Below are 21,539 nucleotides of genomic sequence, written 5' to 3' on the forward strand. Positions count from 1 at the left end.
ACGAAAAAACCCGCCGAAGCGGGTCTTGTCACGCGGCGGGCCGGCGCTTATTTCTTGGCCGCGTCGTGCTCGGCGGTGCCGGGCACCTTCTCGCCGATCGCATGGCCGGCGCTGCGCATGCCGTCGGCCGTCTTGTGGCCAGCATTCTCGACGGCATCGCCGGTCTTCGCAGCGACGTTCTTCGTTGCGCTGGTGGCCTTTTTGGTCGTGTTCTTGGTGGCGTCCCACGCCTTTTCGGTGCCGCTTTCGGTGGCGTTCACGGCCTTCTTGGTGGTTCGCTTGGTCGCGTCCCAGGCCTTCTCGGCGCCGTCCTCGGTGGCGTTGGCCGCCTTCTTGGAGGTGCGCTTGGTGGCGTCCCACGCCTTCTCGGCACCGTTCTCGGTGGCATTCACCGCCTTCTTGGTCGTGCGCTTGGTGGCGTCCACCGCGTCGCTGCCGGCTTCCTTCGCCCTTTCGGTCACGGTGGGTTCGACGGTGGTGGTGGTCGTGGTGGTGGCGGTCTGCGCCACGGCCGAGATGCCGATCGAGGCGAGCGCCAGTGCGAGCACGGCGGGCAGGGTGCGAATCGAAGATGTGGTCATGTGAAGACTCCTTTTTTGAATCAGGTGTTGGAGTGGCGGAGTTGCCACTCATCGGCAACGCCACTTCGAACCCGGAGGATGACAGCAAAAAAATGGCTTTCACCGGCGTGGCCCCAAGTCGGGGCACCGGCCTACGGGCTGGGCGGCCCGCCTTCCGACAGTGCGAGTAGGCCATGGAGCCGCGGCATGGCGTCGAGCGCATTCCGCGTCGTGGCTTCGGCCAGTTCGTCGACCCCGATGCCGCGCAGCTGCGCCACCACTTCGGCGATGCGCGGCAGCTCGCCGGGCTCGTTGCGGCCCTGCGCCTCGCCGGCCGCGCGCTGCGCCTGCGTGCGGTAGATCCAGTGCGGCTGGATGTCGGGCGCGTCGGTTTCCATCACCATCGATTCGAGCGGCAACGATGCCGCCAGGCGCCGCAGCTGCAACGCGCGCTCGAAGGTTACGGCGCCGCCGAAACCCAGCTTGAGCCCGAGTTCGATGCAGGCCCGGGCCTGCTGCTCGCTGCCGTTGAAGGCGTGGGCAATGCCGCGCCACGGCCGCCCGCCCGCCGTCTGCCGCAGGTGCTTGAGCACCTTGTCGACCGAGCGGCGCACATGGATGAGCACCGGCAGATCGTGTTTGCGCGCAAGTTGCAACTGAGTGTGAAAGAAGTGCTGCTGCTTGTCGTTGTCGAGCCCCTCGACGAAATAGTCGAGGCCGATCTCGCCGACGGCAACGAGCCGCGGATCGTCATGGCGTGCCGACAGCTCGGCGTCGAGGGTCTCGAGGTCGGCCTCCTCGGCATTGCCGGTGCACAGCGGATGAATGCCGAGCGCATAAGCGTCGCCCTGCACCCGCGCGAGCTCACGCACGGTGGCGAAGTTGAAGACGCCCACGGCCGGAATGACGCACAGCGCGACGCCGCGCTCGGCCGCGCGCGCCCGGACGACGGGCATTTCCGCACCGAATTCGGGCGCGTCGAGATGGCAGTGGGTATCGATCAAGACAGCCATCGCCCGATGATGCCCGAAGGGATGCAAGGCCGCGGAAAGCGTGCTACTGTGAACCCCTCTCCCGTCGTTCCTTTGCCGGAGGTGCTTCGATGCGCAGGCCCGCCTTCTACAGCCGTTCGCCCCGCACGCTGCCTGGTGCGGCCGACGAGGCCGCCTCGCCTTTGCCAGAAGCCGCCGGCGGCGCATCCGGCGGCACCCCTTCCCCGGCCGTCCCTCCGGGCAAGGCCGGTTGGCAGCCCGGCCGACGCAGCTTCGCACTGGTCGTGCTGCTGAGCGCCGCGCTTGTTGCCGGCACCGCCTGGTGGCCGCGCCAGGGCGCCAGGGCGCTCACGCAGAAAGACATCGATTCGGCCGTGCTGCGCACGCTGCAGACCCAGCCCCTTCCGTCTCCCGCCGCCAAAGCCGCCGAGATCGTGCGGCCTTCGGTGGTGCGCGTGGTCGGCTACGGCCCCGAAAAAGCTACGCCCGAAGCCAAGACGCAGAAGCGCGGCCGCAATCTCGCCAAGGGCAAGCCGCCCGAGGCCGACCCGCCTCCGGGCGAGGTCGAGCGCGGTGTGGGCACCGGCGTGGTGATCGTCGACAAGGGCGTGATCCTCACCAACCTGCATGTGGTCGCAGGCTCCGAGACGATCAAGGTCACCTTCGCCGATGGCTTCGAAGCCACGGCCACCATCACCGGCGTGCAGCCCGAGAACGACCTCGCTGTGCTGCAGGCGCAGAAGATTCCCGACGACCTGATTCCCGCCGTGATGCGCTCGACCGCCGACCTGCAGCCCGGCGATCAGGTGGCCGCGGTGGGCTTTCCGTTCGGTATCGGCCCCTCGGTATCGGCCGGCGTGGTGTCGGGCCTGAAGCGCTCGTTCCGCTCGCCCGAGGGCAAGCAGGAACTCGGCAACCTGATCCAGTTCGATGCCGCCGCCAACCCCGGCAACTCGGGCGGCCCGCTCGTCAACATGGAAGGCGAGGTGCTCGGCATCGTCACCGCCATCCTCAACCCGACACAGCAGCGCACCTTCATCGGCATCGGTTTTGCCGTGCCGATCGAGAACGCCGCTTCGGCCGCGGGCTCGCCGCCGTTCTAGCCGGCCCGAAGCCCATCCGCCCCTTCGAACTTTCGACCGTCCATCCAGCAAGAGGCCACCGCATGAGCACCGAGACCCCTTATTCCACGTCCACCGGCACGGCCGAGCTGATGGAGCAGATCCTCTACGAGGTCAAGCGCGTGGTGGTGGGCCAGGACCGCTTTCTCGAGCGCGTGATGGTCGCGATGCTTGCGGGCGGGCACCTGCTGGTCGAGGGCGTTCCGGGCCTCGCGAAGACACTCACCATCAAGACGCTGTCCGACACGGTGCGCGGCCAGTTCAAGCGCATCCAGTTCACGCCCGACCTCGTGCCGGCCGACCTCGTCGGCACCCGCATCTACAACCAGAAGACCGGCGAGTTCAGCACCTCGCTCGGCCCGGTGTTCGCCAACCTGCTGCTGGCCGACGAGATCAACCGCGCGCCCGCCAAGGTGCAGAGCGCGCTGCTCGAGGTGATGCAGGAGCGCCAGGTCACGATCGCGGGCGAGACGCACCGCGTGCCGCGCCCGTTCCTGGTCATGGCCACGCAGAATCCGATCGAGACCGAAGGCACCTATCCGCTGCCCGAAGCGCAGGTCGACCGCTTCATGATGAAGGTGCTGGTCGACTACCCCACCGACGAGGAAGAGTTCGTCATCGTCCAGCGCGTGATCGGCGCACCGCTCGAGGCCAACCCGGTCGCCACCACCGAGCAGCTCGCGGCGCTGCAGGCCGAGGCGCGGCGGGTCTACGTCGACCCTTCGCTCATCCAGTACGCGGTGAAGCTGGTCTCGGCCACGCGCACGCCCGACAAGCACGGCCTCAAGGACATGCGCCGCTTCATCACCTTCGGCGCCAGCCCGCGCGCGAGCATCAGCCTCACCGAAGGCGCCCGCGCGCTCGCGCTGCTGCGCGGCCGAAGCTATGCGCTGCCCGAGGACATGACCGCGCTGGTGCCCGACGTACTGCGCCACCGCGTGACGCTTTCCTACGAAGGATTGTCGGAAGGCCTCACACCCGACAGCCTGATCGAGAAGATCATGAAGGCCGTCCCTGCTCCCCCAAAGCCCCTCGAACATGAAAAGCTGGTGGCGTAAGGCCCCCGCGGCCGCCAACGACGAACGCCTCATCGCGCAGGCTGGCGGGGCGGAGCGGGTGCTGCGCCGGCTCGAATGGACGGTGATCCGCCGGCTCGACGGGCTGCTGCAGGGCGACTACCGCACGCTGATGCGCGGCGCCGGCCTCGACCTGGCCGACCTGCGCGAATACCAGCACCACGACGACGTGCGCCATATCGACTGGAACGTCACGGCGCGCCTGCAGACGCCCTACGTGCGCGTGTTCACCGAAGACCGCGAGATGGCGGCCTGGTTCGTGCTCGACCTGAGCCGCTCGGTCGATTTCGGTTCGGGCCTGAAGGCCAAGCGCGAGATCTCGGCCGGCTTCGTCAGCGTGCTCGCGCGCCTGCTCACGCGCCACGGCAACCGTGTCGGCGCGCTGGTCTACGGCAGCGACCTGGAGGCGGTGATCCCGCCGCGCAGCGGCCGCCGCCATGTGCTGCACCTGCTGCATGCCATGGAGCGCCGCGCCGACAAGGCCGAGGCCGCGCCCACCCAGAAGGGCATGACGCGCCTGGACGACCTGCTCAAGTCGGCCGCCATGCTGATGCCGCGCCGCTCCATGGTGTTCGTGGTGTCCGACTTCCTCAGCGAGCCGGGCTGGGAGCGCCCGCTCGGCCAGCTGGTGCAGCGGCACGAGGTGGTGGCGGTGCGACTGTTCGACCCGCTCGAACTCGAGCTGCCCGACCTCGGACTGGTGCCGCTGCGCGACGCCGAGACCGGCGAGCAGCTCTGGGTCGACACGCACGACGCCGGTTTCCGCAAGCGCTTCGCGCGGCTCGCCGCCGAGCGCGAGAACGCACTGCGCGCGGCGCTCGCCAAGGCGGGCGTCGACGCGCTCGAGCTTTCGACCAGCGACGACCTGGTGGAAGCCATCGTTCGTTTCGCCGACCTGCGCAAGCGCCGCACGCGCATCGGCCCGGGCAGCATGAAGGCGGTGGCAGCATGACGTTTCTCTGGCCTCAATTCCTCTGGTTGCTGGCGGCGCTGCCGCTCTTGGTGCTGCTCTACATCTGGCTGATCCGGCGCAAGAAGAAGATGGCCGTGCGCTATGCGAGCCTGTCGATCGTGCGCGAGGCGATGGGCACGGGCCAGAGCCTGCGGCGGCACATCCCGCCCCTGCTCTTCCTGCTCGCCATGGCCGCCATGCTCGTGGCGGCGGCACGGCCCATGGCCGTGGTGATGCTGCCGTCGAACCAGCAGACGATCATCCTCGCGATGGACGTGTCGGGCAGCATGCGCGCCGCCGACGTGCAACCCAACCGGCTCGTGGCGGCGCAGGAGGCCGCCAAGAGCTTCATCAAGGACCTGCCGCGCCATGTGAAGGTCGGCATCGTGGCCTTCGCGGGCAGCGCGCAGGTGGCGCAGCTGCCCACCACGAGCCACGACGACCTGATGACCGCGATCGACAGTTTCCAGCTGCAGCGCGCCACGGCCACCGGCAATGCCATCGTGGTCTCGCTCGCCACGCTGTTCCCCGACGCGGGCATCGACGTGTCGCAGTTCAGCACACCGAGCCGGCAGCGCGGCACGCCGATCGACCAGCCCGAGAAGCAGGCCAAGGAGTTCACGCCGGTGGCACCGGGCTCGTACACCTCGGCCGCGATCATCATGCTCACCGACGGCCAGCGCACCACCGGCGTCGACCCGCTCGATGCCGCCAAGGCGGCGGCCGACCGCGGCGTTCGCATCTACACCGTGGGCGTGGGCACGGTCGACGGCGAGACCATCGGTTTCGAGGGCTGGTCGATGCGGGTGCGGCTCGACGAGGAAACGCTCAAGGCCGTGGCCAACAAGACCCAGGCCGACTACTTCTACGCCGGCACGGCCACCGACCTCAAGAAGGTCTACGAGACCCTGAGCTCGCGGCTCACGGTCGAGAAGAAGGAGACCGAGATCTCGGCGCTCTTCGCGCTCGGCGCGGCGATCCTCACGCTGCTGTCGGCCGGGCTGTCGCTGCTCTGGTTCAACCGGATTCTTTAGCTTCAGCCGCCGCCAGCGCGCGCGGCGGCGGCGCCTTCACCGCGCCGATGCCGCCGAGGAACAGGTCGGCCACGATCGGCGCGATCGATGCGTGGTCGAGCCGGCCATCGGGCTTCATCCAGGTGAACATCCAGTTGATCATGCCGAACAGCAGCATCGTGAGCGGCTTGGCAAGGTCGTCGCTCGGCGCGCCCGGGCGCAGCGCCGACACTGCCCGCGCGAAGGCGGCCACCACCTCGCGCTCCTGGTCGAGCACGCGCTCGCGGTCTTCTTCCTCGAGAAAGCGCACGTCGTCGGTCAGCACGCGGTGCGCGTTCTGCGCGCCCGCATATTCCTCGACGATGCGGTAGATGAAGCGGCGCAGCCGCTCCTCGTCGGTGTGCGTGGAGGCCTCTTCCTCGGCCACCAGCGCGGCCAGGCGCGAGACATGTGTCTCGGCGATGCTGATCAGCAGGCTGCTCTTGTCCTTGTAGTAGTGATAGAGCGTGGCCTTCGAGAGCTTGCAGGCTTCTGCCACCTGGTTCATCGAGGTCGCGGGATAGCCGCGGCGCGCGAACAGCTCGGCCGCGCGCGCGAGGATGAGTTCGCGCTGGTCGTCGTAGGTGGCGGATCTTCCACGCGGCATCGGGTCTTCTTTCTTCCTGGGGGCAAGTGGCTGCGGACAACCCGCGATCTTGCACGATCGAACGCGGCGCCCTAGCCGCGCCGCATCGCGATCAGCGATTGCACGTCGAAGTCGGGCAGCCGCGGCCGGTCAGCCTCGGGGCGCGCGAGCGGTGCCACTTCGCGCAGGCTCGCGAGGCTGCGATCGGTCAGCGCGTGGTAGGTGTGCGTGCCTTCCAGCTTCCAGGCGATCTCCTCGTCGCTGAGCACCTTCTTCACCTTGGCCGGAATGCCCGCCACCAGTGTGCGCGGGGGCACCTTCATGCCGGCCGGCACGAAGGCGCAGGCGGCCACGATCGCCTGCTCGCCGATCTCGGCCTCGTCCATCACTACCGCGTTCATGCCGACCAGCGCATCGCGGCGCACCACGCAGCTGTGCAGGATCGCGCCGTGGCCGATGTGGCCGTTGACCTCCACCACCGTGTCCTGGTCGGGAAAGCCGTGCACGCAGCAGTGGTCCTGCACGTTCGAGCCCTCCTCGAGCACGATGCGGCCGAAGTCGCCGCGCAGGCTCGCGCACGGGCCCACGTAGCAGCGCGGGCCGACGATCACGTCGCCGATGAGCACGGCGCTCGGATGCACGTAGGCGGTGGGGTCGACCACGGGAATCACGCCGTCGATGGAATAGCTGGGCATTCGGAACGTCTCCTCGGGGTGGAACGGCCGGCTCAGGGTTTGCCCGAGGCCCCGGCGCTTGTGCGGATACCGGGGACGATCCTAAAATCAACCGAACGGTCGGTCAATAGTGTTTGCGCTGCTGGCCGCCCTTCTTGAACAACGGGAGACAAAGCCCATGGCAGAACCTTTGGTTCTCATCGACGATGCCAGCGCCGTCCGCACGCTGCGCCTCAACCGGCCCGCGGCGCTCAACAGCTTCACGACCGAACTGCATGCCGCGCTGATGGCGGCGCTCGAAGAGGCGGCCGAGGACACGGCGGTGCGCTGCCTCGTGCTTACGGGCGCGGGCCGCGCTTTCTGCGCCGGCCAGGACCTCGCCGATCCCTCGGTGGCGCCCGACCCCGCCCCCGGTGCCGCGCCCAAAGACCTGGGCCACGTCATCGCCACCTTCTATGCCCCGCTGGTCGCACGCCTCCGCTCGATGCCGGTGCCGGTGGTCGCCGCGGTCAACGGCGTGGCCGCGGGCGCGGGCGCGAACCTCGCGCTTTGCTGCGACCTCGTGGTGGCCGGCCGCTCGGCGAGCTTCATCCAGGCCTTCGCGAAGATCGGCCTCGTGCCCGACACGGGCGGCACCTGGCTGTTGCCGCGGCTCGTCGGTCCGGCGCGCGCGCTGGGCCTCGCGATGCTCGGCGACAAGCTCCCCGCGGAAGAAGCGGCGCGCATCGGGCTGATCTGGCAATGCGTGGACGACGCGGTGCTCGCCGAGACGGCCGCCGCCCTCGCCGCCCGGCTCGCGGCCATGCCGACGCGCGCGCTCGTCGCCACGCGCGAGGCCATGGCCGCCGCCGACGGCCTGCGCCTCGACGAAGCGCTCGCCGAGGAAGCCCGCACCCAGCGCGACCTCGGCCATGCCGGCGACTACCGCGAAGGCGTCGAGGCCTTCCGTGCCAAGCGCCTCCCTGTCTTCAAGGACCGCTGAGCCATGAGTGAACCCACACGCACCCCGCAGCAGACCGCCGAGCACGTGCGCGACAGCATGTTCGCCAACGACAACGCGAGCAAGGGCCTGGGCATGCGCATCGTCGAGGTCGGCCCCGGCCAGGCCACGATCGAGATGCGCGTGCGCGCCGACATGCTCAACGGCCACGCCATCTGCCACGGCGGCTTCATGGCCACGCTGGCCGATTCGACCTTTGCCTTCGCCTGCAACTCGTACAACGAACTGACCGTCGCCTCGGGCTTCTCGATCGACTTCATCGCACCGGCACGCGAAGGCGACCTGTTGACCGCGCGCTGCTTCGAAGTCTCGAAGGCCGGCCGCACCGGCGTCTACGACACCGAGATCACCAACCAGCGCGGCGAGCGCATCGCGATGTTCCGCGGCCGTTCGTACACGGCCAAGGGCCGCCCTGCCGTGCCCGCCTAAGCCTGAGGAGACACGCCGCCATGACCGCAAGACACCCCGCCCCCGGCGAACTCGAACCGATCGAGACCGCGAGCCGCGACGAGATCACCGCGCTGCAGGTGCAGCGCCTGCGCGCCACGCTGCAGCGCGCCTACGACCACGTGCCGCACTACCGCCGCGCTTTCGATGCCAAGGGCGTGCACCCCGATGACCTGAAAACGCTCGCCGACCTGTCGAAGTTTCCGTTCACGGTCAAGAGCGACCTGCGCGACAACTACCCCTTCGGCATGTTCGCGGTGCCGCGCGAGCAGGTCGCGCGCATCCATGCCTCGTCGGGCACCACCGGCAAGCCGACGGTGGTTGGCTACACGAAGAACGACATCGAGACCTGGGCCGACCTGGTGGCACGCTCGATCCGCGCCGCGGGCGGGCGCGCGGGCGACATGGTCCACGTGGCCTACGGCTACGGGCTCTTCACGGGCGGCCTCGGCGCGCACTACGGCGCCGAGCGCGCAGGCTGCACCGTCATTCCGGTATCGGGCGGCCAGACCGAGAAGCAGGTGCAGCTGATCCAGGACTTCAGGCCCGACATCATCATGGTCACGCCGAGCTACATGCAGGTGATCATCGAGCAGTTCGAGCGCCAGGGGCTGGACGCGAAGGACAGCTCGCTGCGCATCGGCATCTTCGGTGCCGAGCCCTGGACCGAGGCGATGCGCCGCGACATCGAGGCCAAGGCCGGCATCGACGCGGTCGACATCTACGGGCTCTCGGAGGTGATGGGCCCCGGCGTGGCGAGCGAATGCGTCGAGAGCAAGGACGGCCCGGTGATCTGGGAAGACCACTTCTACCCCGAGATCATCGACCCCGACACCGGCGAGCTCAAGGCCGACGGCGAGGAAGGCGAACTGGTCTTCACCTCGCTCAGCAAGGAGGCGATGCCGATCGTGCGCTACCGCACGCGCGACCTCACGCGCCTGTTGCCGCCCACCTCGCGTGCCTTCCGCCGCATGGGCAAGATCGTCGGGCGCAGCGACGACATGATGATCATCCGCGGCGTCAACGTCTTTCCCACGCAGGTGGAGGAGATCGTGCTGGCGCAAGGCCGGCTCTCCGGCCTCTACCAGGTGCACGTGCGCCGCGAGGGGCTGCTCGACGAGGTCGAGGTGCACTGCGAGCTCGAGCACCGCAACGCGAGCGTGGCGCAAGCCGAACGCGACGCCATCGCCAGCTGGGTGCAGGACCGCGTGAAGACGCTGGTCGGCATCTCGACGACGGTGCGCGTCTTCGACCCCGATTCGATCGAACGCACGCAGACCGGCAAGGCCCGGCGGGTGGTCGACACCCGTCCCCGGGGCTGATTTCCACCACACCGTTTCAAAGGACACGCACATGTACACCCAGGCCATGGACACCATGGGCAAGGACGCGGCAGACGGCAAGAAGAAAGCCGTGCGTTCCGCCCAGGAGATGCAGCGCGAGGAAGGCTTCGAGGCGCGCATCGATGCCGGCGAATTCATCGAGGCGAAAGACTGGATGCCCGAGCATTACCGCAAGACGCTGGTGCGCCAGATCAGCCAGCATGCCCACTCCGAGATCGTCGGCATGCTGCCCGAAGGCAACTGGATCAGCCGCGCGCCCACGCTCAAGCGCAAGGCCATCCTGCTCGCCAAGGTGCAGGACGAAGGCGGTCATGGCCTTTACCTGTATGCCGCGGCCGAGACGCTCGGCACCTCGCGCGACCAGATGTTCGACGCGCTGCACAGCGGCCGCGCCAAGTACAGCTCGATCTTCAACTACCCCACGCTGAGCTGGGCCGACATGGGCGCCATCGGCTGGCTGGTCGATGGCGCGGCCATCATGAACCAGGTGCCGATCTGCCGCTGCTCCTATGCGCCCTATGCGCGCGCCATGGTCCGCATCTGCCGAGAGGAGAGCTTCCACCAGCGCCAGGGCTTCGAGTCGCTGCTGACGATGATGACGCACGGCACCGACGCGCAGAAGGCGATGGTGCAGGACGCCGTCAACCGCTGGTGGTGGCCCTCGATCATGATGTTCGGTCCGCCCGACGACCAGTCGCCCAACAGCGCGCAGTCGATGCGCTGGGGCATCAAGCGCGTCAGCAACGACGAGCTGCGCCAGAAGTTCATCGACGCCGCGGTCGAGCAAGCGCGCATCCTCGGCGTGACGCTGCCCGACCCCGACCTGAAGTGGAACGAAGAACGCCAGGCGCACGACTTCGGCGCCATCGACTGGAGCGAGTTCTGGCGCGTGGTGGGCGGCGACGGCCCGTGCAACCGCGAGCGCCTGCAGGCCCGCGTCGACGCCTGGGAAGACGGCGCATGGGTGCGCGAAGCCGCGCTGGCCCACGCCGCCAAGCAACCGATGAAGGAAGCCGCATGAACGCCGACGCCAAGCAAGAGTGGCCGCTGTGGGAAGTCTTCGTGCGCAGCAAGGCCGGCCTCGACCACAAGCACTGCGGCAGCCTGCACGCCGCCGACCCGAAGATGGCGATCCAGATGGCGCGCGATGTCTACACGCGCCGCCAGGAAGGCAGCAGCATCTGGGTGGTGCGCTCCGACCAGATCGTGGCGAGCGATCCGGGCGAGAAGGACATGTACTTCGACCCCGCCGAAGACAAGGTGTACCGGCATCCGACCTTCTACGCGCTGCCCAAGTCGGTCGACCACATGTGAGCGCCGCCATGCAAGCATCGATCGAACTGAACCGGACACCCGCCGTGCAGTACCTGCTGCGCATCGGCGACACCTGCCTCGTGCTCGCGCAGCGGCTCGGCGAATGGTGCGGCCACGCGCCCGTGCTGGAGGAAGACATCGCGATGGCCAACATCGCGCTCGACCTCGTGGGCCAGGCGCGCGCGCTGCTCACGCACGCGGGCACCCTCGAGGCTTCCGGTGGAGAAGAGGGCCGCGCGCATGACGAGGACCAGCTCGCCTACCTTCGCGACGAGCGCGACTACTTCAACCTCACGCTCGTCGAGCTGCCGCGCGGCGACTTCGCCTTCACCGTGGTGCGCAACACCATGGTCGCCACCTTGCTCAAGCTGCTGTGGCAGCGCCTCGCAACATCGAACGATGCCGAGGTGGCCGCCATCGCCGGCAAGGCGCTGAAAGAGGCGCGCTACCACCAGCAGCACTCGGCCGACTGGGTGGTCCGCCTCGGCGGCGGCACCGACGAATCGCGCCGCCGCACCGAAAAGGCCTTGAAGCAGCTCTGGCTCTACATGCCCGAACTGTTCGAAAGCGACGAGGTCGATGCCGCAGCCAGCGCGAGCGGCCTCGGCCCCGCATGGAGCGAACTGCGCGCGCCCTGGCTCGCGGAGATGCAGCAGGTGCTCGACGGCGCAGGCCTCGCGATGCCGGCCGAAGCCGCCTTCCGCAGCACCGGCAAGCGGGGGGTGCACAGCGAGCACATGGGCTACCTTCTGGCCGAGATGCAGCACCTGCAGCGCGCCTATCCCGGAGGCGTGTGGTGACGGCGAACGCACTGGCCGCCTCGCGCGTGGACGCGGCCTGGGCCGTGCTGCACGGCGTGCCCGATCCGGAGGTGCCGGCGGTCTCGGTCTGCGACCTCGGCATCGTGCGCGAGGTCATCGAGCATGACGACGGCCTCGAGATCGTGCTGACGCCGACCTACTCCGGCTGCCCCGCCACCGAGGCCATCGAACACGACGTGCTGGCCGCCATCGCCGGGGCCGGGCTCGGCCCGGCGCGCGCCACATTGCGCCGCGCACCCGCATGGTCGAGCGACTGGATCAGCGACGAAGGGCGAACGAAGCTCAAGGCCTACGGCATCGCACCGCCTGCGCACCTCTCGGCCGAAGCCGCCGCCGGCACCGCGGTACCGATCCGCCTCTTCGGCCGCATCGCGGGCGAACGCATCGCCTGCCCACGCTGCGAGAGCGAGCGTACCGAACGTCTCTCGGCCTTCGGCTCGACCGCCTGCAAGGCGCTGTACCGCTGCCTCGCCTGCCAAGAACCCTTCGAACACTTCAAGCCGATCTAGATGAGCACCCTTTTCCACCCCTTGCGCGTGAAGGCGGTCGAACCCGACACCGCCGAGGCCGTGATCGTCTCGTTCGACGTGCCGCCCGCGCTGCGCGAGGTCTTCGGCTTCACGCAGGGGCAGTACCTCACGCTGCGCCGCGAGATCGACGGCCAGGACCTGCGTCGCTCGTACTCGATCTGTGCCGGCCTCGACGACGGCGAACTTCGCGTGGGCGTGCGCAAGGTGCGCGGCGGCGTGTTCTCGAACTGGATCAACGCGCACCTGCAGCCCGGCGACACGGTGCAGGTGATGGCGCCGCAGGGCCGCTTCTTCGTGCCGATCGAACCCGGCGCCGCACGGCACCACGTCGGCATCGCGGGCGGCAGCGGCATCACGCCGATCCTGTCGATCATGAAGACCGTGCTGGCGCGCGAGCCCCGAAGCCGCTTCACGCTGGTCTACGGCAACCGGCAGCTGCAGTCCACGATGTTCAAGGAAGAGATCGAGGACCTGAAGAACCGATGGATGACGCGGCTCGTGCTGCACCATGTGTTTTCCGACGAGCAGACCGATTCACCGCTCGGCAGCGGTGTGATGGACCGCGCGAAGATCGGCGAATTCCTGCGCACCGTGGTGCCGGCGCACGGCATCGACCATGCCTATGTCTGCGGCCCGTTCCAGATGAACGACGAGGCCGAGGCGGCGCTGCTGGCGGCCGGCGTGCCCGAGGACCGCATCCACATCGAGCGATTCGGCGTCGCGCTGCCCTCGGCGGGCGCGGGCGCACAGGTCGGTGCCGTGGTGCACGAAGCGCTGCCGGGCGACGCGAGGCAGGCGCGCGTGACGATCGTGCGCGACGGCCTGCAACGCGAGATCACCTTCACCGAAGGACAACCGAGCATCCTCGATGCGGCATCGGCCGCCGGGCTCGAGGTGCCCTTCTCGTGCACCTCGGGCGTGTGCGGGACCTGCCGCGCCAAGTGCGTGGAGGGGGAAGTCCGCATGGAAAGGAACTTCGCGCTCGACAAGAATGAAGTCGCCGCAGGCTTCGTGCTGACCTGCCAGGCCCATCCGCTGACCGAGCGCGTCACGCTGTCGTTCGACGAACGATAAGAAAAACCATCACCCCTCACCCATCGACAACACCGGAGACAACCACCCATGAAATTCTTCTTCAAACCCCTGCTGATCGCCGCGCTCTGCGCCACCGCCGCTGCCGCCTGGGCCGACGTCAACGTCGGCGTCACGCTTTCGGCCACCGGCCCGGCCGCGTCCCTCGGCATTCCCGAGAAGAACACCATCGCACTGATGCCCAAGACCATCGGGGGCCAAAAGATCAACTACATCGTGCTCGACGATGCGTCGGACACCACGGCGGCCGTGGCCAACACCCGCAAGCTCATCGCCGAGAACAAGGTCGACATCGTGCTCGGCTCCACCACCACGCCCAACTCGCTCGCGATGATCGACGTGGTCGCCGAGGCGAAGACGCCGATGATCTCCATCGCCGCCTCGGCGCGCATCGTCGAGCCGATGGACGACAAGAAGAAGTGGGTCTTCAAGACGCCGCAGAACGACATCATGATGTCGCTTGCGATCGCCGAGCACATGGCGGCCAGCGGCGTGAAGACCGTGGCCTTCATCGGCTTCTCCGACGCCTACGGCGAAGGCTGGTCACAGGAGTTCGCGAAGGCCGCCGAGCTGAAGAAGCTCAAGGTCGTCGCCAACGAGCGCTACGCGCGCACCGACACCTCGGTCACCGGTCAGGCGCTGAAGATCATGGCGACGAAGGCCGATGCGGTGCTCGTCGCCGGCTCGGGCACGCCGGCCGCGCTGCCGCAGAAGACGCTCAAGGAGCGCGGCTACACCGGCAAGATGTACCAGACGCACGGCGTGGCCAACGCCGACTTCCTGCGCGTGGGCGGCAAGGACGTCGAAGGCACCTTCCTGCCCGCGGGCCCGGTGCTGGTGGCCGAGCAGCTGCCGGCCAGCCACCCGGTGAAGAAGTCGGCGCTCGCCTATGTGAGCGCCTACGAAGCCGCGAACGGCAAGAACTCGGTCTCGACCTTCGGCGCGCATGCCTGGGACGCGGGCCTCCTGATGACGGCAGCCGTGCCGGTCGCGCTCAAGAAGGCGCAACCCGGCACGCCGGAGTTCCGCGCGGCGCTGCGCGATGCGCTCGAGCAGGTCAAGGAAGTGTCGGGCGCGCATGGCGTGTTCAGCATGACCGAGAAGGACCACCTGGGCCTCGACCAGCGCGCGCGCGTGATGGTCAAGATCGAGAACGGCGCCTGGAAATTCCAGCCCTGATGATTTGCTCCCTCCCCCGCTGGGGGAGGGCTGGGGTGGGGGCACGGCGGCATTGAACGCCGCGCAACCGAAAGTGCCGCGCCTGCCCCCATCCCCGCCTTCCCCCAAAGGGGGAAGGAGCAACACACCGATTTCCGAAGGTTTTCTTCCATGGATTTTCAGATCGCCCTGCTGCTCGGGCAGGACGGCATCGTGAACGGCGCCGTCTACGGATTGATGGCGCTCGCGTTGGTGCTGGTGTTCTCGGTCACGCGCGTGATCTTCATCCCGCAGGGCGAGTTCGTCGCCTTCGGCGCCTTGTCGATGGCGATGCTGCAGGCGGGCAGTGTGCCGGCCACGCTGTGGCTGCTGGTCGCGCTCGCGGCCATGGTGCTGGTGGTGGAAGCCTGGCGCTGGAAGCGCGGCGCGCTGGTCGAGTGGGGCTCCACGCTGGCCTGGTGCGTGGTGCTGCCGGCCGCGGCCTGCGCGCTCGTGCTCGGGCTGCGCCCGACCTCGATGGCCGCACAGGCTCTGACCACGCTGGTGCTGATCGCGCCGCTCGGACCGCTGCTCTACCGGCTGGCCTACCGGCCGCTGGCCGACGCCAGCGTGCTGATGCTGCTGATCGTCTCGGTCGCGCTGCACGGGGTGCTGGTGGGCCTGGGCCTGCTGTTCTTCGGCGCCGAGGGCTACCGCACCACCGCCTTCTCTGACGCGCGCTTCGACATCGGCGGCATTCCGGTCAGCGGCCAGTCGCTTGTCGTGGTCGGCATCACGCTGCTGCTGGTGATCGCCATGTTCCTCTTCTTCGGCCGCTCGATGGTCGGCAAGGCACTGCGCGCGACCGCGATCAACCGCGTCGGCGCGCGCCTGTCGGGCATTCCCACGGGGCTCTCGGGTGACCTGAGCTTCGCGCTCGCAGCGCTCATCGGCGCGGTGTCGGGCCTCCTGATCGCGCCGCTCACCACGGTGTACTACGACACCGGCTTCCTGATCGGCCTGAAGGGCTTCGTCGCGGCCATCGTGGGCGGGCTCGCGAGCTATCCGCTGGCGCTCGCGGGCGCGCTGCTGGTCGGCCAGCTCGAAGCCTTCGCCTCGTTCTGGGCCAGCCCGTACAAGGAGGTACTCGTCTTCACGCTGATCATCCCCGTGCTGTGGTGGCGCTCACTGCACAGCCACCATGTGGAGGACGAGGAATGAACCGCACCGCATCTTCCAACGCCACTGCCGACGCCGCGGCGGCACCCGTGCGCCCGCCGCTGGTCACGCCGCGCCAGCTCACGCTGGCCTTCGTGGGGGCGCTCGCGCTGGCCTGGGGCTTCCTGCCGGACTTCACGGTCTCGGTGCTCAGCAACATAGGGCTCTATGCGCTGGTCGCGACCGGCCTGGTGCTGCTGACCGGCGTGGGCGGCATGACCTCGTTCGGGCAGGCCGCCTTCGTCGGCATGGGCGCGTATGCCACCGCCTGGATCTGCACCTCGCCGATGGTCGCCGCATGGCTGGGCGGCTTCGCCGACTCCGCGCTGCTGCCCTGGGCCGGGCTGCTGCTGGGCCTGGTGCTGACCTTCGCGCTCGCCTGGGCGCTCGGCGCGGTCACGCTCAAGCTGCAGGGCCACTACCTGCCGCTCGGCACCATCGCCTGGGGCCTGAGCCTCTATTACCTGTTCGGCAACATGGGGTTCCTCGGTGGCCAGACCGGCATCACGGGCGTGCCGCCGCTGGTCGTCGCGGGCTTCTCGTTCGCCTCGCCGCGCGCGCTCGGCGTGGTGATCTGGGCCGTGCTGCTGCTCGCGCTCTGGGCCATGCACAACCTGCTCGATTCGCGCGAAGGGCGCGCCATCCGCGCGCTCAAGGGCGGGCGGCTGATGGCCGAGTCGATGGGCGTCGACACCGCGCGGCACCGCATCAAGCTCTTCGTGCTCGCGGCGCTGCTTGCCGCCGTGTCGGGCTGGCTCTATGCGCACCTGCAGCGCTTCGTCAACCCGACGCCGTTCAACCTCAACATCGGCATCGAGCTGCTGTTCATGGCGGTGGTGGGCGGCGCAGGCCACCTGTGGGGCGCGGTGCTCGGCGCCGCGCTCATCACGCTGCTGAAGGAGAAGCTGCAGGACGTTCTGCCTTCGCTGCTCGGCACCAGCGGCAACTTCGAGGTGATCGTGTTCGGCCTGCTGATGCTGTTCGTGCTGCAGCGCTTCGCCGACGGGCTCTGGCCCACGCTGGCGCGCCTGTCGCACCGCTGGGTGCGCGAGAAGCCCCGCACGGGCGGCGCGCAGCCAACGGTGGTTGCCGCGCAGCAGCTCGCGCAACGCACGCTGCCCGCCGCCGGTACCGTGCTGCTGGAGGCCAACGAGGTCAGCAAGCGCTTCGGCGGCCTGGTGGCGAACGACGCGATCTCCATGACGCTGAAGGCCGGCGAGATCCATGCGCTCATCGGCCCGAACGGCGCCGGCAAGAGCACGTTCTTCAACATGGTCTCCGGCGTCGACGACCCGAGCGCGGGCGGCGTGCGGCTCGCGGGCCAGCCGATGACCGGGAAGCCTTCGCGCGCCTTTGCCGCGCTGGGCCTGGGCCGCACCTTCCAGCATGTGCGGCTGCTGGGGCAGCGCAGCGTGGTGGAGAACGTGGCGCTCGGCGCCCACTTGCGCGCCCGCCGCGGCTGGCTCTCCGCCATGCTGCGGCTGGACCGCACCGAAGAAGCTGCGCTGCTCGCCGAGGCCCGCCGCCAGATCGAACGCTGCGGCCTCGGCGGCCATGCAGATGCGCCGGCCGCCTCGCTCTCGCTGGGGCAGCAGCGCGTGGTCGAGATCGCGCGAGCGCTGGCGGGCCAGCCCTCGGTGCTGCTGCTCGACGAGCCAGCCGCGGGCCTGCGCCATCTCGAGAAGCGCGCGCTCTCCGACCTGCTCGGCCAATTGCGCACTGAAGGCCTCGGCATCCTGGTGGTGGAACACGACATGGAATTCGTCATGAACCTGGCCGACCGCGTGACGGTGCTCGAATTCGGCACCGTGATCGCAACCGGCACGCCCGCCGAGGTGCAGGCCGATCCGCGCGTGCTCGAGGCCTACCTCGGCAGTGCCGACGACGACCTGCAGGAGGCCGTGCGATGAGCGCCCCGATTCTCCAACTCGACGGCTTCTGTGTCGCCTACCGCACCGTCGAGGCGGTGCACGGCGTGCGGCTGCAGGTGAACGAAGGCGAGATCGTCACCGTGATCGGGCCCAACGGCGCCGGCAAGACCACGCTGTTGTGCGCGGCCATGGGCCTGCTGCCCTCCACCGGCGCGCTGCGCCTGGGCGCCGAAACCATCGCACGCCCGAGCGTCGAGGCGATGGTGGCGCGCGGCGTCGCGCTGGTGCCCGAGCGGCGCGAGCTGTTCGGCGAGATGTCGGTCGAGGACAACCTGCTGCTCGGGGGCTTCTACCGCTGGCGCAAGGGCCAGCGCGACCAGCGCGCGCGCATGGAGGAAGTGTTCGAGATCTTCCCGCGCCTGCGCGAGCGGCGCCCGCAGATGGCCTCGACGCTGTCGGGCGGCGAGCGCCAGATGCTCGCCATCGGCCGCGCGCTGATGGCGCGGCCGCGGCTCCTGATGCTCGACGAGCCCTCGCTCGGCCTCGCGCCGCTGGTGGTGCGCGAGGTGCTGCGCGTGGTGTCGCAACTGCGCAGCCACGGCGTCTCGGTGCTGCTGGTGGAACAGAACGCACGTGCCGCGCTGCAGGTGGCCGACCGCGCCTACGTGCTCGAGATGGGCGCCGTGGCGCTCGAAGGCGATGCCCGCGAGCTGCTGCACGACCCGCGGATCATCGAGACGTACCTGGGCATCGGAAAGAAGCACTGACCGTTTTTTCTCCCTCCCCCGCTGGGGGAGGGTTGGGGTGGGGGCACGACGGCGTTCGACGAAGCGCTGAGTTCGGAACAAGTGCCGCCAGCCCCCATCCCAACCTTCCCCCGGAGGGGGAAGGAGCCAGACCTCGAAAGGACATCGACATGACCACACTCCAAAGCTACATCGCCGGCCGCTGGATCGGCAACCAGAGCGCGCAGTTGCTGCGCAGCGCCGTCAACGGCCGCCCCGTGGCGAGCACGCACGCCGAGGCGATCGACTTCGCCGAGGCGCTGCAGCACGCGCGGCGCACCGGCCTCCCCGCGCTCATGAAGCTCGACTTCCAACAGCGCGCCGAGCGCCTCAAGGCCCTGGCCAAGTACCTCGCCGCGAACAAGGAAACGCTCTACGCGATCTCGGCCCACACGGGTGCCACGCGCACCGACAGCTGGATCGACATCGAAGGCGGTGCCGGCACGCTGAGCGCGTACGCCGGCATCGGCACCAACGAGCTGCCCTCGGGCAACCTTATGCACGAGGGCCCGGCGTTCCCGCTCGGCAAGAAGGGTGGCTTCGCGGGCACGCACATCCTGGTGCCGCGCGGCGGCGTCGCGGTGCACATCAACGCCTTCAACTTTCCGGTGTGGGGCCTGCTCGAGAAGTTCGCGCCGAGCTTCCTCGCGGGCATGCCCTGCATCGGCAAGCCGGCCACCGCCACCAGCTTCGTCACCGAGGCGCTGATGAGGCTGATCGTGCAGTCGGGCATCCTGCCCGAGGGCAGCCTGCAGCTCGTGGTCGGCAGCACCGGCGACCTGCTCGACCGGCTGCTGGAGCCCGACGTGGTCACCTTCACCGGCTCGGCCGACACCGCCGCCAAGCTGCGCGTGCATCCGAACCTCGTCGCCCGTTCGATCCCCTTCACCGCCGAGGCCGATTCGCTCAACTGCGCGATCCTCGCGCCCGACGTGACGCCCGACGACGAGGAGTTCGATCTCTTCGTGAAGGAGGTGGCGCGCGAGATGACCATCAAGGCCGGCCAGAAGTGCACCGCGATCCGCCGCGCGATCGTGCCGCGCCAACACCTCGACGCGGTGGCCGAGCGCCTGCGCGCGCGGCTCGCCAAGACGGTCATCGGCGACCCCGCGCGTGAAGAGGTGCGCATGGGCGCGCTGGCCTCGCATGCGCAGCAGGCCGACGTGGCCGCGCGCGTGGCCATGCTGCTGGAAGGCGCCGAGCTGGTCTACGGCGAACGCGACGGCTTCGCGCCGCTCGGCGACGGCGTGGCCGAAGGCGCCTTCTTCGCGCCCACCCTGCTGCTGAGCCGCAAGCCGCTCGAACACGACGCGGCGCACGAGGTCGAGGCCTTCGGCCCGGTCAGCACACTGATGCCCTATGACGGCATCGACGAGGCACTGGCGCTGGCCGCGCGCGGACGCGGCAGCCTCGTGGGCACGCTGGTCACGCGCGACCCCGCCATGGCCGCCCGCGCGATTCCGGTGGCCGCCGCATGGCACGGCCGGCTGCTCGTGCTCGACCGCGAAGCCGCGGCAGAATCGACCGGTCACGGCTCGCCGCTGCCCCAGCTCAAGCATGGCGGACCGGGCCGCGCGGGCGGCGGCGAGGAGCTCGGCGGCCTGCGCGCCGTCAAGCACTACCTGCAGCGCGCCGCGGTGCAGGGCTCGCCCACCATGCTCTCGGCCGTGACCGGCGAGCATGTGCGCGGCGCCGCCGTGCGCGAGAGCGAGGTGCATCCGTTCCGCCGCCACTTCGAGGAACTGCAGATCGGCGACTCGCTGCTCACCCACCGCCGCACCGTGGGCGAAGCCGACATCGTGGCGTTCGGCGGCATCTCGGGCGACTACTTCTACATGCACTTCGACGAGGTCGCGGCGCGGCAGTCGCCGTTCGGCAAGCGCATCGCGCATGGCTACTTCGTGCTGTCGGCCGCGGCCGGGCTGTTCGTCTCTCCGTCGCCGGGCCCGGTGCTCGCCAACTACGGCCTCGACACGCTGCGCTTCGTCAAGCCGGTGGGCATCGGCGACACCATCCAGGCGCGCCTGACCTGCAAGCGCAAGATCGACCGCCGGAAGAAAGACGCCAGCGGCCAGGGCCAGGGCGTGGTGGCGTGGGACGTGGAGGTGACCAACCAGGACGGCGAGCTGGTCGCGAGCTACGATATCCTGACCCTCGTCTCCAAGAAAGCGGAAGCCCCCTGATGTTCGATCTCACCGGAAAAACAGCGCTCGTCACCGGCGGCAACGGCGGCATCGGCCTCGGCATGGCCGAAGGCCTGGCCAAGGCCGGCGCGCGCGTCGTCGTCGCGGCGCGCAATGCCGCCAAGTCGGCCGCCGCGGTCGAAAGGCTGCGGGCACTCGGCAGCGACAGCTTCGCCCTCGAAGTCGACGTGCGCGACGAGGCCTCGGTGCAGCAGGCCATCGATGAAGCCGCGGCACGCTGCGGGCGGCTCGACATCCTGCTCAACAACGCGGGCACCACGGTGCGCAAGCCCGTCGACCAGCTCTCGCTGGCCGAATGGAACCAGGTGCTCGACACCAACCTCACGAGCGCGTTCCTCTGCAGCCGCGCCGCGCACCCGCACCTTCAGCGCGCCGGCGGCGGCAAGGTCATCAACATCGGCTCGATGATGTCGATCTTCGGCGCACCCTACGCGCCGGCCTATGCGGCCAGCAAGGCCGGCATCGTGCAGCTCACCAAGTCGACCGCGCTCTCGTGGGCAGCCGACAACATCCAGGTCAACGCCATCCTGCCGGGCTGGTTCGAGACCGAGCTGACCGACGGTGCGCGAACGCTGATCCCCACGCTCTACGACCGCGTGGTGGCCCGCACCGCCGCCGGCCGCTGGGGCCAGCCGGCCGACATCGCCGGCACCGCCGTGTTCCTCGCGAGCCAAGCCTCCAACTACGTCACGGGCACGGCCATTCCGGTCGACGGCGGGTTCTCCATATCTGGCTGAAGGGCGGCGGTCCGTGTAGATTCGGCC

General features: G+C 69.2%; 22 protein-coding genes. 18 read left to right on the forward strand and 4 right to left on the reverse strand.

Translation table 11 applies throughout. From position 1 onward, the window contains the following. Positions 1-47: 47 nt before the first annotated feature. Both AC3A6R_RS08445 and AC3A6R_RS08450 read right to left on the reverse strand, forming a co-directional pair. Positions 48-581 carry a hypothetical protein gene (locus tag AC3A6R_RS08445; RefSeq protein WP_487864243.1) on the reverse strand — a complete coding sequence of 178 codons (534 nt, stop codon included), beginning with the start codon at positions 579-581 and terminating at the stop codon, positions 48-50. A gap of 131 nt (positions 582-712) precedes the next feature. Further along, on the reverse strand, positions 713-1,573 hold the full coding sequence (locus tag AC3A6R_RS08450) for a TatD family hydrolase (RefSeq protein ID WP_487864244.1): 861 nt from the start codon (positions 1,571-1,573) through the stop codon (positions 713-715). Between the two features lie 89 nt (positions 1,574-1,662). Here AC3A6R_RS08450 and AC3A6R_RS08455 point away from each other — a divergent pair, with 89 nt between their 5' ends. The 4 genes from AC3A6R_RS08455 to AC3A6R_RS08470 all read left to right on the forward strand — a co-directional run bounded on the left by AC3A6R_RS08455 (position 1,663) and on the right by AC3A6R_RS08470 (position 5,735). After that, positions 1,663-2,655: a S1C family serine protease gene (locus tag AC3A6R_RS08455; RefSeq protein WP_487859409.1), complete on the forward strand. Its 993-nt coding sequence runs from the start codon at positions 1,663-1,665 to the stop codon at positions 2,653-2,655. Between the two features lie 62 nt (positions 2,656-2,717). Further along, a complete protein-coding gene (locus tag AC3A6R_RS08460) occupies positions 2,718-3,731 on the forward strand; it encodes an AAA family ATPase (protein WP_487859408.1) in 1,014 nt (337 codons plus the stop codon). Beyond that, on the forward strand, positions 3,712-4,701 hold the full coding sequence (locus AC3A6R_RS08465; protein WP_487864245.1) for a DUF58 domain-containing protein: 990 nt from the start codon (positions 3,712-3,714) through the stop codon (positions 4,699-4,701). Before AC3A6R_RS08460 ends, AC3A6R_RS08465 begins: the two co-directional genes overlap by 20 nt. Then, the gene (locus AC3A6R_RS08470; protein WP_487859406.1) at positions 4,698-5,735 is read left to right on the forward strand and encodes a VWA domain-containing protein; all 1,038 of its coding nucleotides are present in this window, start codon (positions 4,698-4,700) and stop codon (positions 5,733-5,735) included. Before AC3A6R_RS08465 ends, AC3A6R_RS08470 begins: the two co-directional genes overlap by 4 nt. Here AC3A6R_RS08470 and AC3A6R_RS08475 read toward each other — a convergent pair. Beyond that, on the reverse strand, positions 5,719-6,360 hold the full coding sequence (locus AC3A6R_RS08475) for a TetR/AcrR family transcriptional regulator (RefSeq protein ID WP_487864246.1): 642 nt from the start codon (positions 6,358-6,360) through the stop codon (positions 5,719-5,721). The two genes, AC3A6R_RS08470 and AC3A6R_RS08475, sit on opposite strands and share 17 nt — an antisense overlap. A gap of 71 nt (positions 6,361-6,431) precedes the next feature. Then, entirely contained in the window at positions 6,432-7,034 is a 603-nt protein-coding gene (locus AC3A6R_RS08480; RefSeq protein ID WP_487859404.1) for a phenylacetic acid degradation protein PaaY, read from the reverse strand. Positions 7,035-7,191: 157 nt separating this feature from the next. Between AC3A6R_RS08480 and AC3A6R_RS08485 the strand changes: the two genes are divergently transcribed. From AC3A6R_RS08485 to AC3A6R_RS08550, 14 genes are all read left to right on the forward strand, one after another. After that, positions 7,192-7,995, forward strand: coding sequence for an enoyl-CoA hydratase-related protein (locus AC3A6R_RS08485; RefSeq protein ID WP_487864247.1), 804 nt, complete (start codon positions 7,192-7,194; stop codon positions 7,993-7,995). A gap of 3 nt (positions 7,996-7,998) precedes the next feature. Further along, entirely contained in the window at positions 7,999-8,442 is a 444-nt protein-coding gene (paaI, locus tag AC3A6R_RS08490) for a hydroxyphenylacetyl-CoA thioesterase PaaI (RefSeq protein ID WP_487864248.1), read from the forward strand. Positions 8,443-8,462: 20 nt separating this feature from the next. Continuing rightward, positions 8,463-9,782 (forward strand): phenylacetate--CoA ligase PaaK, encoded by a 1,320-nt coding sequence (gene paaK, locus AC3A6R_RS08495; RefSeq protein WP_487864249.1) that lies wholly within the window; start codon positions 8,463-8,465, stop codon positions 9,780-9,782. 31 nt (positions 9,783-9,813) lie between these two features. Further along, positions 9,814-10,824 (forward strand): 1,2-phenylacetyl-CoA epoxidase subunit PaaA, encoded by a 1,011-nt coding sequence (gene paaA / locus AC3A6R_RS08500; protein ID WP_487864250.1) that lies wholly within the window; start codon positions 9,814-9,816, stop codon positions 10,822-10,824. Beyond that, complete coding sequence (gene paaB / locus AC3A6R_RS08505; protein WP_487859399.1) at positions 10,821-11,117, forward strand: 1,2-phenylacetyl-CoA epoxidase subunit PaaB; 297 nt, start codon at positions 10,821-10,823, stop codon at positions 11,115-11,117. The genes paaA and paaB overlap by 4 nt, the downstream gene beginning before the upstream one ends. Positions 11,118-11,125: 8 nt before the next feature. Beyond that, positions 11,126-11,917 carry a 1,2-phenylacetyl-CoA epoxidase subunit PaaC gene (paaC, locus tag AC3A6R_RS08510; RefSeq protein ID WP_487859398.1) on the forward strand — a complete coding sequence of 264 codons (792 nt, stop codon included), beginning with the start codon at positions 11,126-11,128 and terminating at the stop codon, positions 11,915-11,917. Beyond that, on the forward strand, positions 11,911-12,447 hold the full coding sequence (gene paaD, locus AC3A6R_RS08515) for a 1,2-phenylacetyl-CoA epoxidase subunit PaaD (RefSeq protein WP_487859397.1): 537 nt from the start codon (positions 11,911-11,913) through the stop codon (positions 12,445-12,447). The genes paaC and paaD overlap by 7 nt, the downstream gene beginning before the upstream one ends. Further along, positions 12,448-13,542: a 1,2-phenylacetyl-CoA epoxidase subunit PaaE gene (paaE, locus tag AC3A6R_RS08520; RefSeq protein ID WP_487864251.1), complete on the forward strand. Its 1,095-nt coding sequence runs from the start codon at positions 12,448-12,450 to the stop codon at positions 13,540-13,542. Between the two features lie 48 nt (positions 13,543-13,590). After that, on the forward strand, positions 13,591-14,739 hold the full coding sequence (locus tag AC3A6R_RS08525) for an ABC transporter substrate-binding protein (RefSeq protein ID WP_487859395.1): 1,149 nt from the start codon (positions 13,591-13,593) through the stop codon (positions 14,737-14,739). 150 nt (positions 14,740-14,889) lie between these two features. Continuing rightward, positions 14,890-15,918, forward strand: a complete 1,029-nt coding sequence (locus AC3A6R_RS08530; protein ID WP_487859394.1) for a branched-chain amino acid ABC transporter permease — start codon at positions 14,890-14,892, stop codon at positions 15,916-15,918. Then, the gene (locus AC3A6R_RS08535) at positions 15,915-17,825 is read left to right on the forward strand and encodes a branched-chain amino acid ABC transporter ATP-binding protein/permease (RefSeq protein WP_487864252.1); all 1,911 of its coding nucleotides are present in this window, start codon (positions 15,915-15,917) and stop codon (positions 17,823-17,825) included. Before AC3A6R_RS08530 ends, AC3A6R_RS08535 begins: the two co-directional genes overlap by 4 nt. Next, positions 17,822-18,553, forward strand: coding sequence for an ABC transporter ATP-binding protein (locus AC3A6R_RS08540; RefSeq protein ID WP_487864253.1), 732 nt, complete (start codon positions 17,822-17,824; stop codon positions 18,551-18,553). Before AC3A6R_RS08535 ends, AC3A6R_RS08540 begins: the two co-directional genes overlap by 4 nt. Positions 18,554-18,702: 149 nt before the next feature. Then, on the forward strand, positions 18,703-20,754 hold the full coding sequence (gene paaZ, locus AC3A6R_RS08545; RefSeq protein ID WP_487864254.1) for a phenylacetic acid degradation bifunctional protein PaaZ: 2,052 nt from the start codon (positions 18,703-18,705) through the stop codon (positions 20,752-20,754). After that, positions 20,754-21,512 carry an SDR family NAD(P)-dependent oxidoreductase gene (locus AC3A6R_RS08550; RefSeq protein WP_487859390.1) on the forward strand — a complete coding sequence of 253 codons (759 nt, stop codon included), beginning with the start codon at positions 20,754-20,756 and terminating at the stop codon, positions 21,510-21,512. The genes paaZ and AC3A6R_RS08550 overlap by 1 nt, the downstream gene beginning before the upstream one ends. Positions 21,513-21,539: the final 27 nt, after the last annotated feature.

The organism is Variovorax sp. Soil_C_19, from assembly GCF_057657255.1.

Coding starts and splice junctions, on each gene's coding strand:
- AC3A6R_RS08445 (WP_487864243.1), bottom strand. CDS start 581: ATGACCACATCTTCGATTCGCACCCTGCCCGCCGTGCTCGCACTGGCG.
- AC3A6R_RS08450 (WP_487864244.1), bottom strand. CDS start 1,573: ATGGCTGTCTTGATCGATACCCACTGCCATCTCGACGCGCCCGAATTC.
- AC3A6R_RS08455 (WP_487859409.1), top strand. CDS start 1,663: ATGCGCAGGCCCGCCTTCTACAGCCGTTCGCCCCGCACGCTGCCTGGT.
- AC3A6R_RS08460 (WP_487859408.1), top strand. CDS start 2,718: ATGAGCACCGAGACCCCTTATTCCACGTCCACCGGCACGGCCGAGCTG.
- AC3A6R_RS08465 (WP_487864245.1), top strand. CDS start 3,712: ATGAAAAGCTGGTGGCGTAAGGCCCCCGCGGCCGCCAACGACGAACGC.
- AC3A6R_RS08470 (WP_487859406.1), top strand. CDS start 4,698: ATGACGTTTCTCTGGCCTCAATTCCTCTGGTTGCTGGCGGCGCTGCCG.
- AC3A6R_RS08475 (WP_487864246.1), bottom strand. CDS start 6,360: ATGCCGCGTGGAAGATCCGCCACCTACGACGACCAGCGCGAACTCATC.
- AC3A6R_RS08480 (WP_487859404.1), bottom strand. CDS start 7,034: ATGCCCAGCTATTCCATCGACGGCGTGATTCCCGTGGTCGACCCCACC.
- AC3A6R_RS08485 (WP_487864247.1), top strand. CDS start 7,192: ATGGCAGAACCTTTGGTTCTCATCGACGATGCCAGCGCCGTCCGCACG.
- paaI (WP_487864248.1), top strand. CDS start 7,999: ATGAGTGAACCCACACGCACCCCGCAGCAGACCGCCGAGCACGTGCGC.
- paaK (WP_487864249.1), top strand. CDS start 8,463: ATGACCGCAAGACACCCCGCCCCCGGCGAACTCGAACCGATCGAGACC.
- paaA (WP_487864250.1), top strand. CDS start 9,814: ATGTACACCCAGGCCATGGACACCATGGGCAAGGACGCGGCAGACGGC.
- paaB (WP_487859399.1), top strand. CDS start 10,821: ATGAACGCCGACGCCAAGCAAGAGTGGCCGCTGTGGGAAGTCTTCGTG.
- paaC (WP_487859398.1), top strand. CDS start 11,126: ATGCAAGCATCGATCGAACTGAACCGGACACCCGCCGTGCAGTACCTG.
- paaE (WP_487864251.1), top strand. CDS start 12,448: ATGAGCACCCTTTTCCACCCCTTGCGCGTGAAGGCGGTCGAACCCGAC.
- AC3A6R_RS08525 (WP_487859395.1), top strand. CDS start 13,591: ATGAAATTCTTCTTCAAACCCCTGCTGATCGCCGCGCTCTGCGCCACC.
- AC3A6R_RS08530 (WP_487859394.1), top strand. CDS start 14,890: ATGGATTTTCAGATCGCCCTGCTGCTCGGGCAGGACGGCATCGTGAAC.
- AC3A6R_RS08535 (WP_487864252.1), top strand. CDS start 15,915: ATGAACCGCACCGCATCTTCCAACGCCACTGCCGACGCCGCGGCGGCA.
- AC3A6R_RS08540 (WP_487864253.1), top strand. CDS start 17,822: ATGAGCGCCCCGATTCTCCAACTCGACGGCTTCTGTGTCGCCTACCGC.
- paaZ (WP_487864254.1), top strand. CDS start 18,703: ATGACCACACTCCAAAGCTACATCGCCGGCCGCTGGATCGGCAACCAG.
- AC3A6R_RS08550 (WP_487859390.1), top strand. CDS start 20,754: ATGTTCGATCTCACCGGAAAAACAGCGCTCGTCACCGGCGGCAACGGC.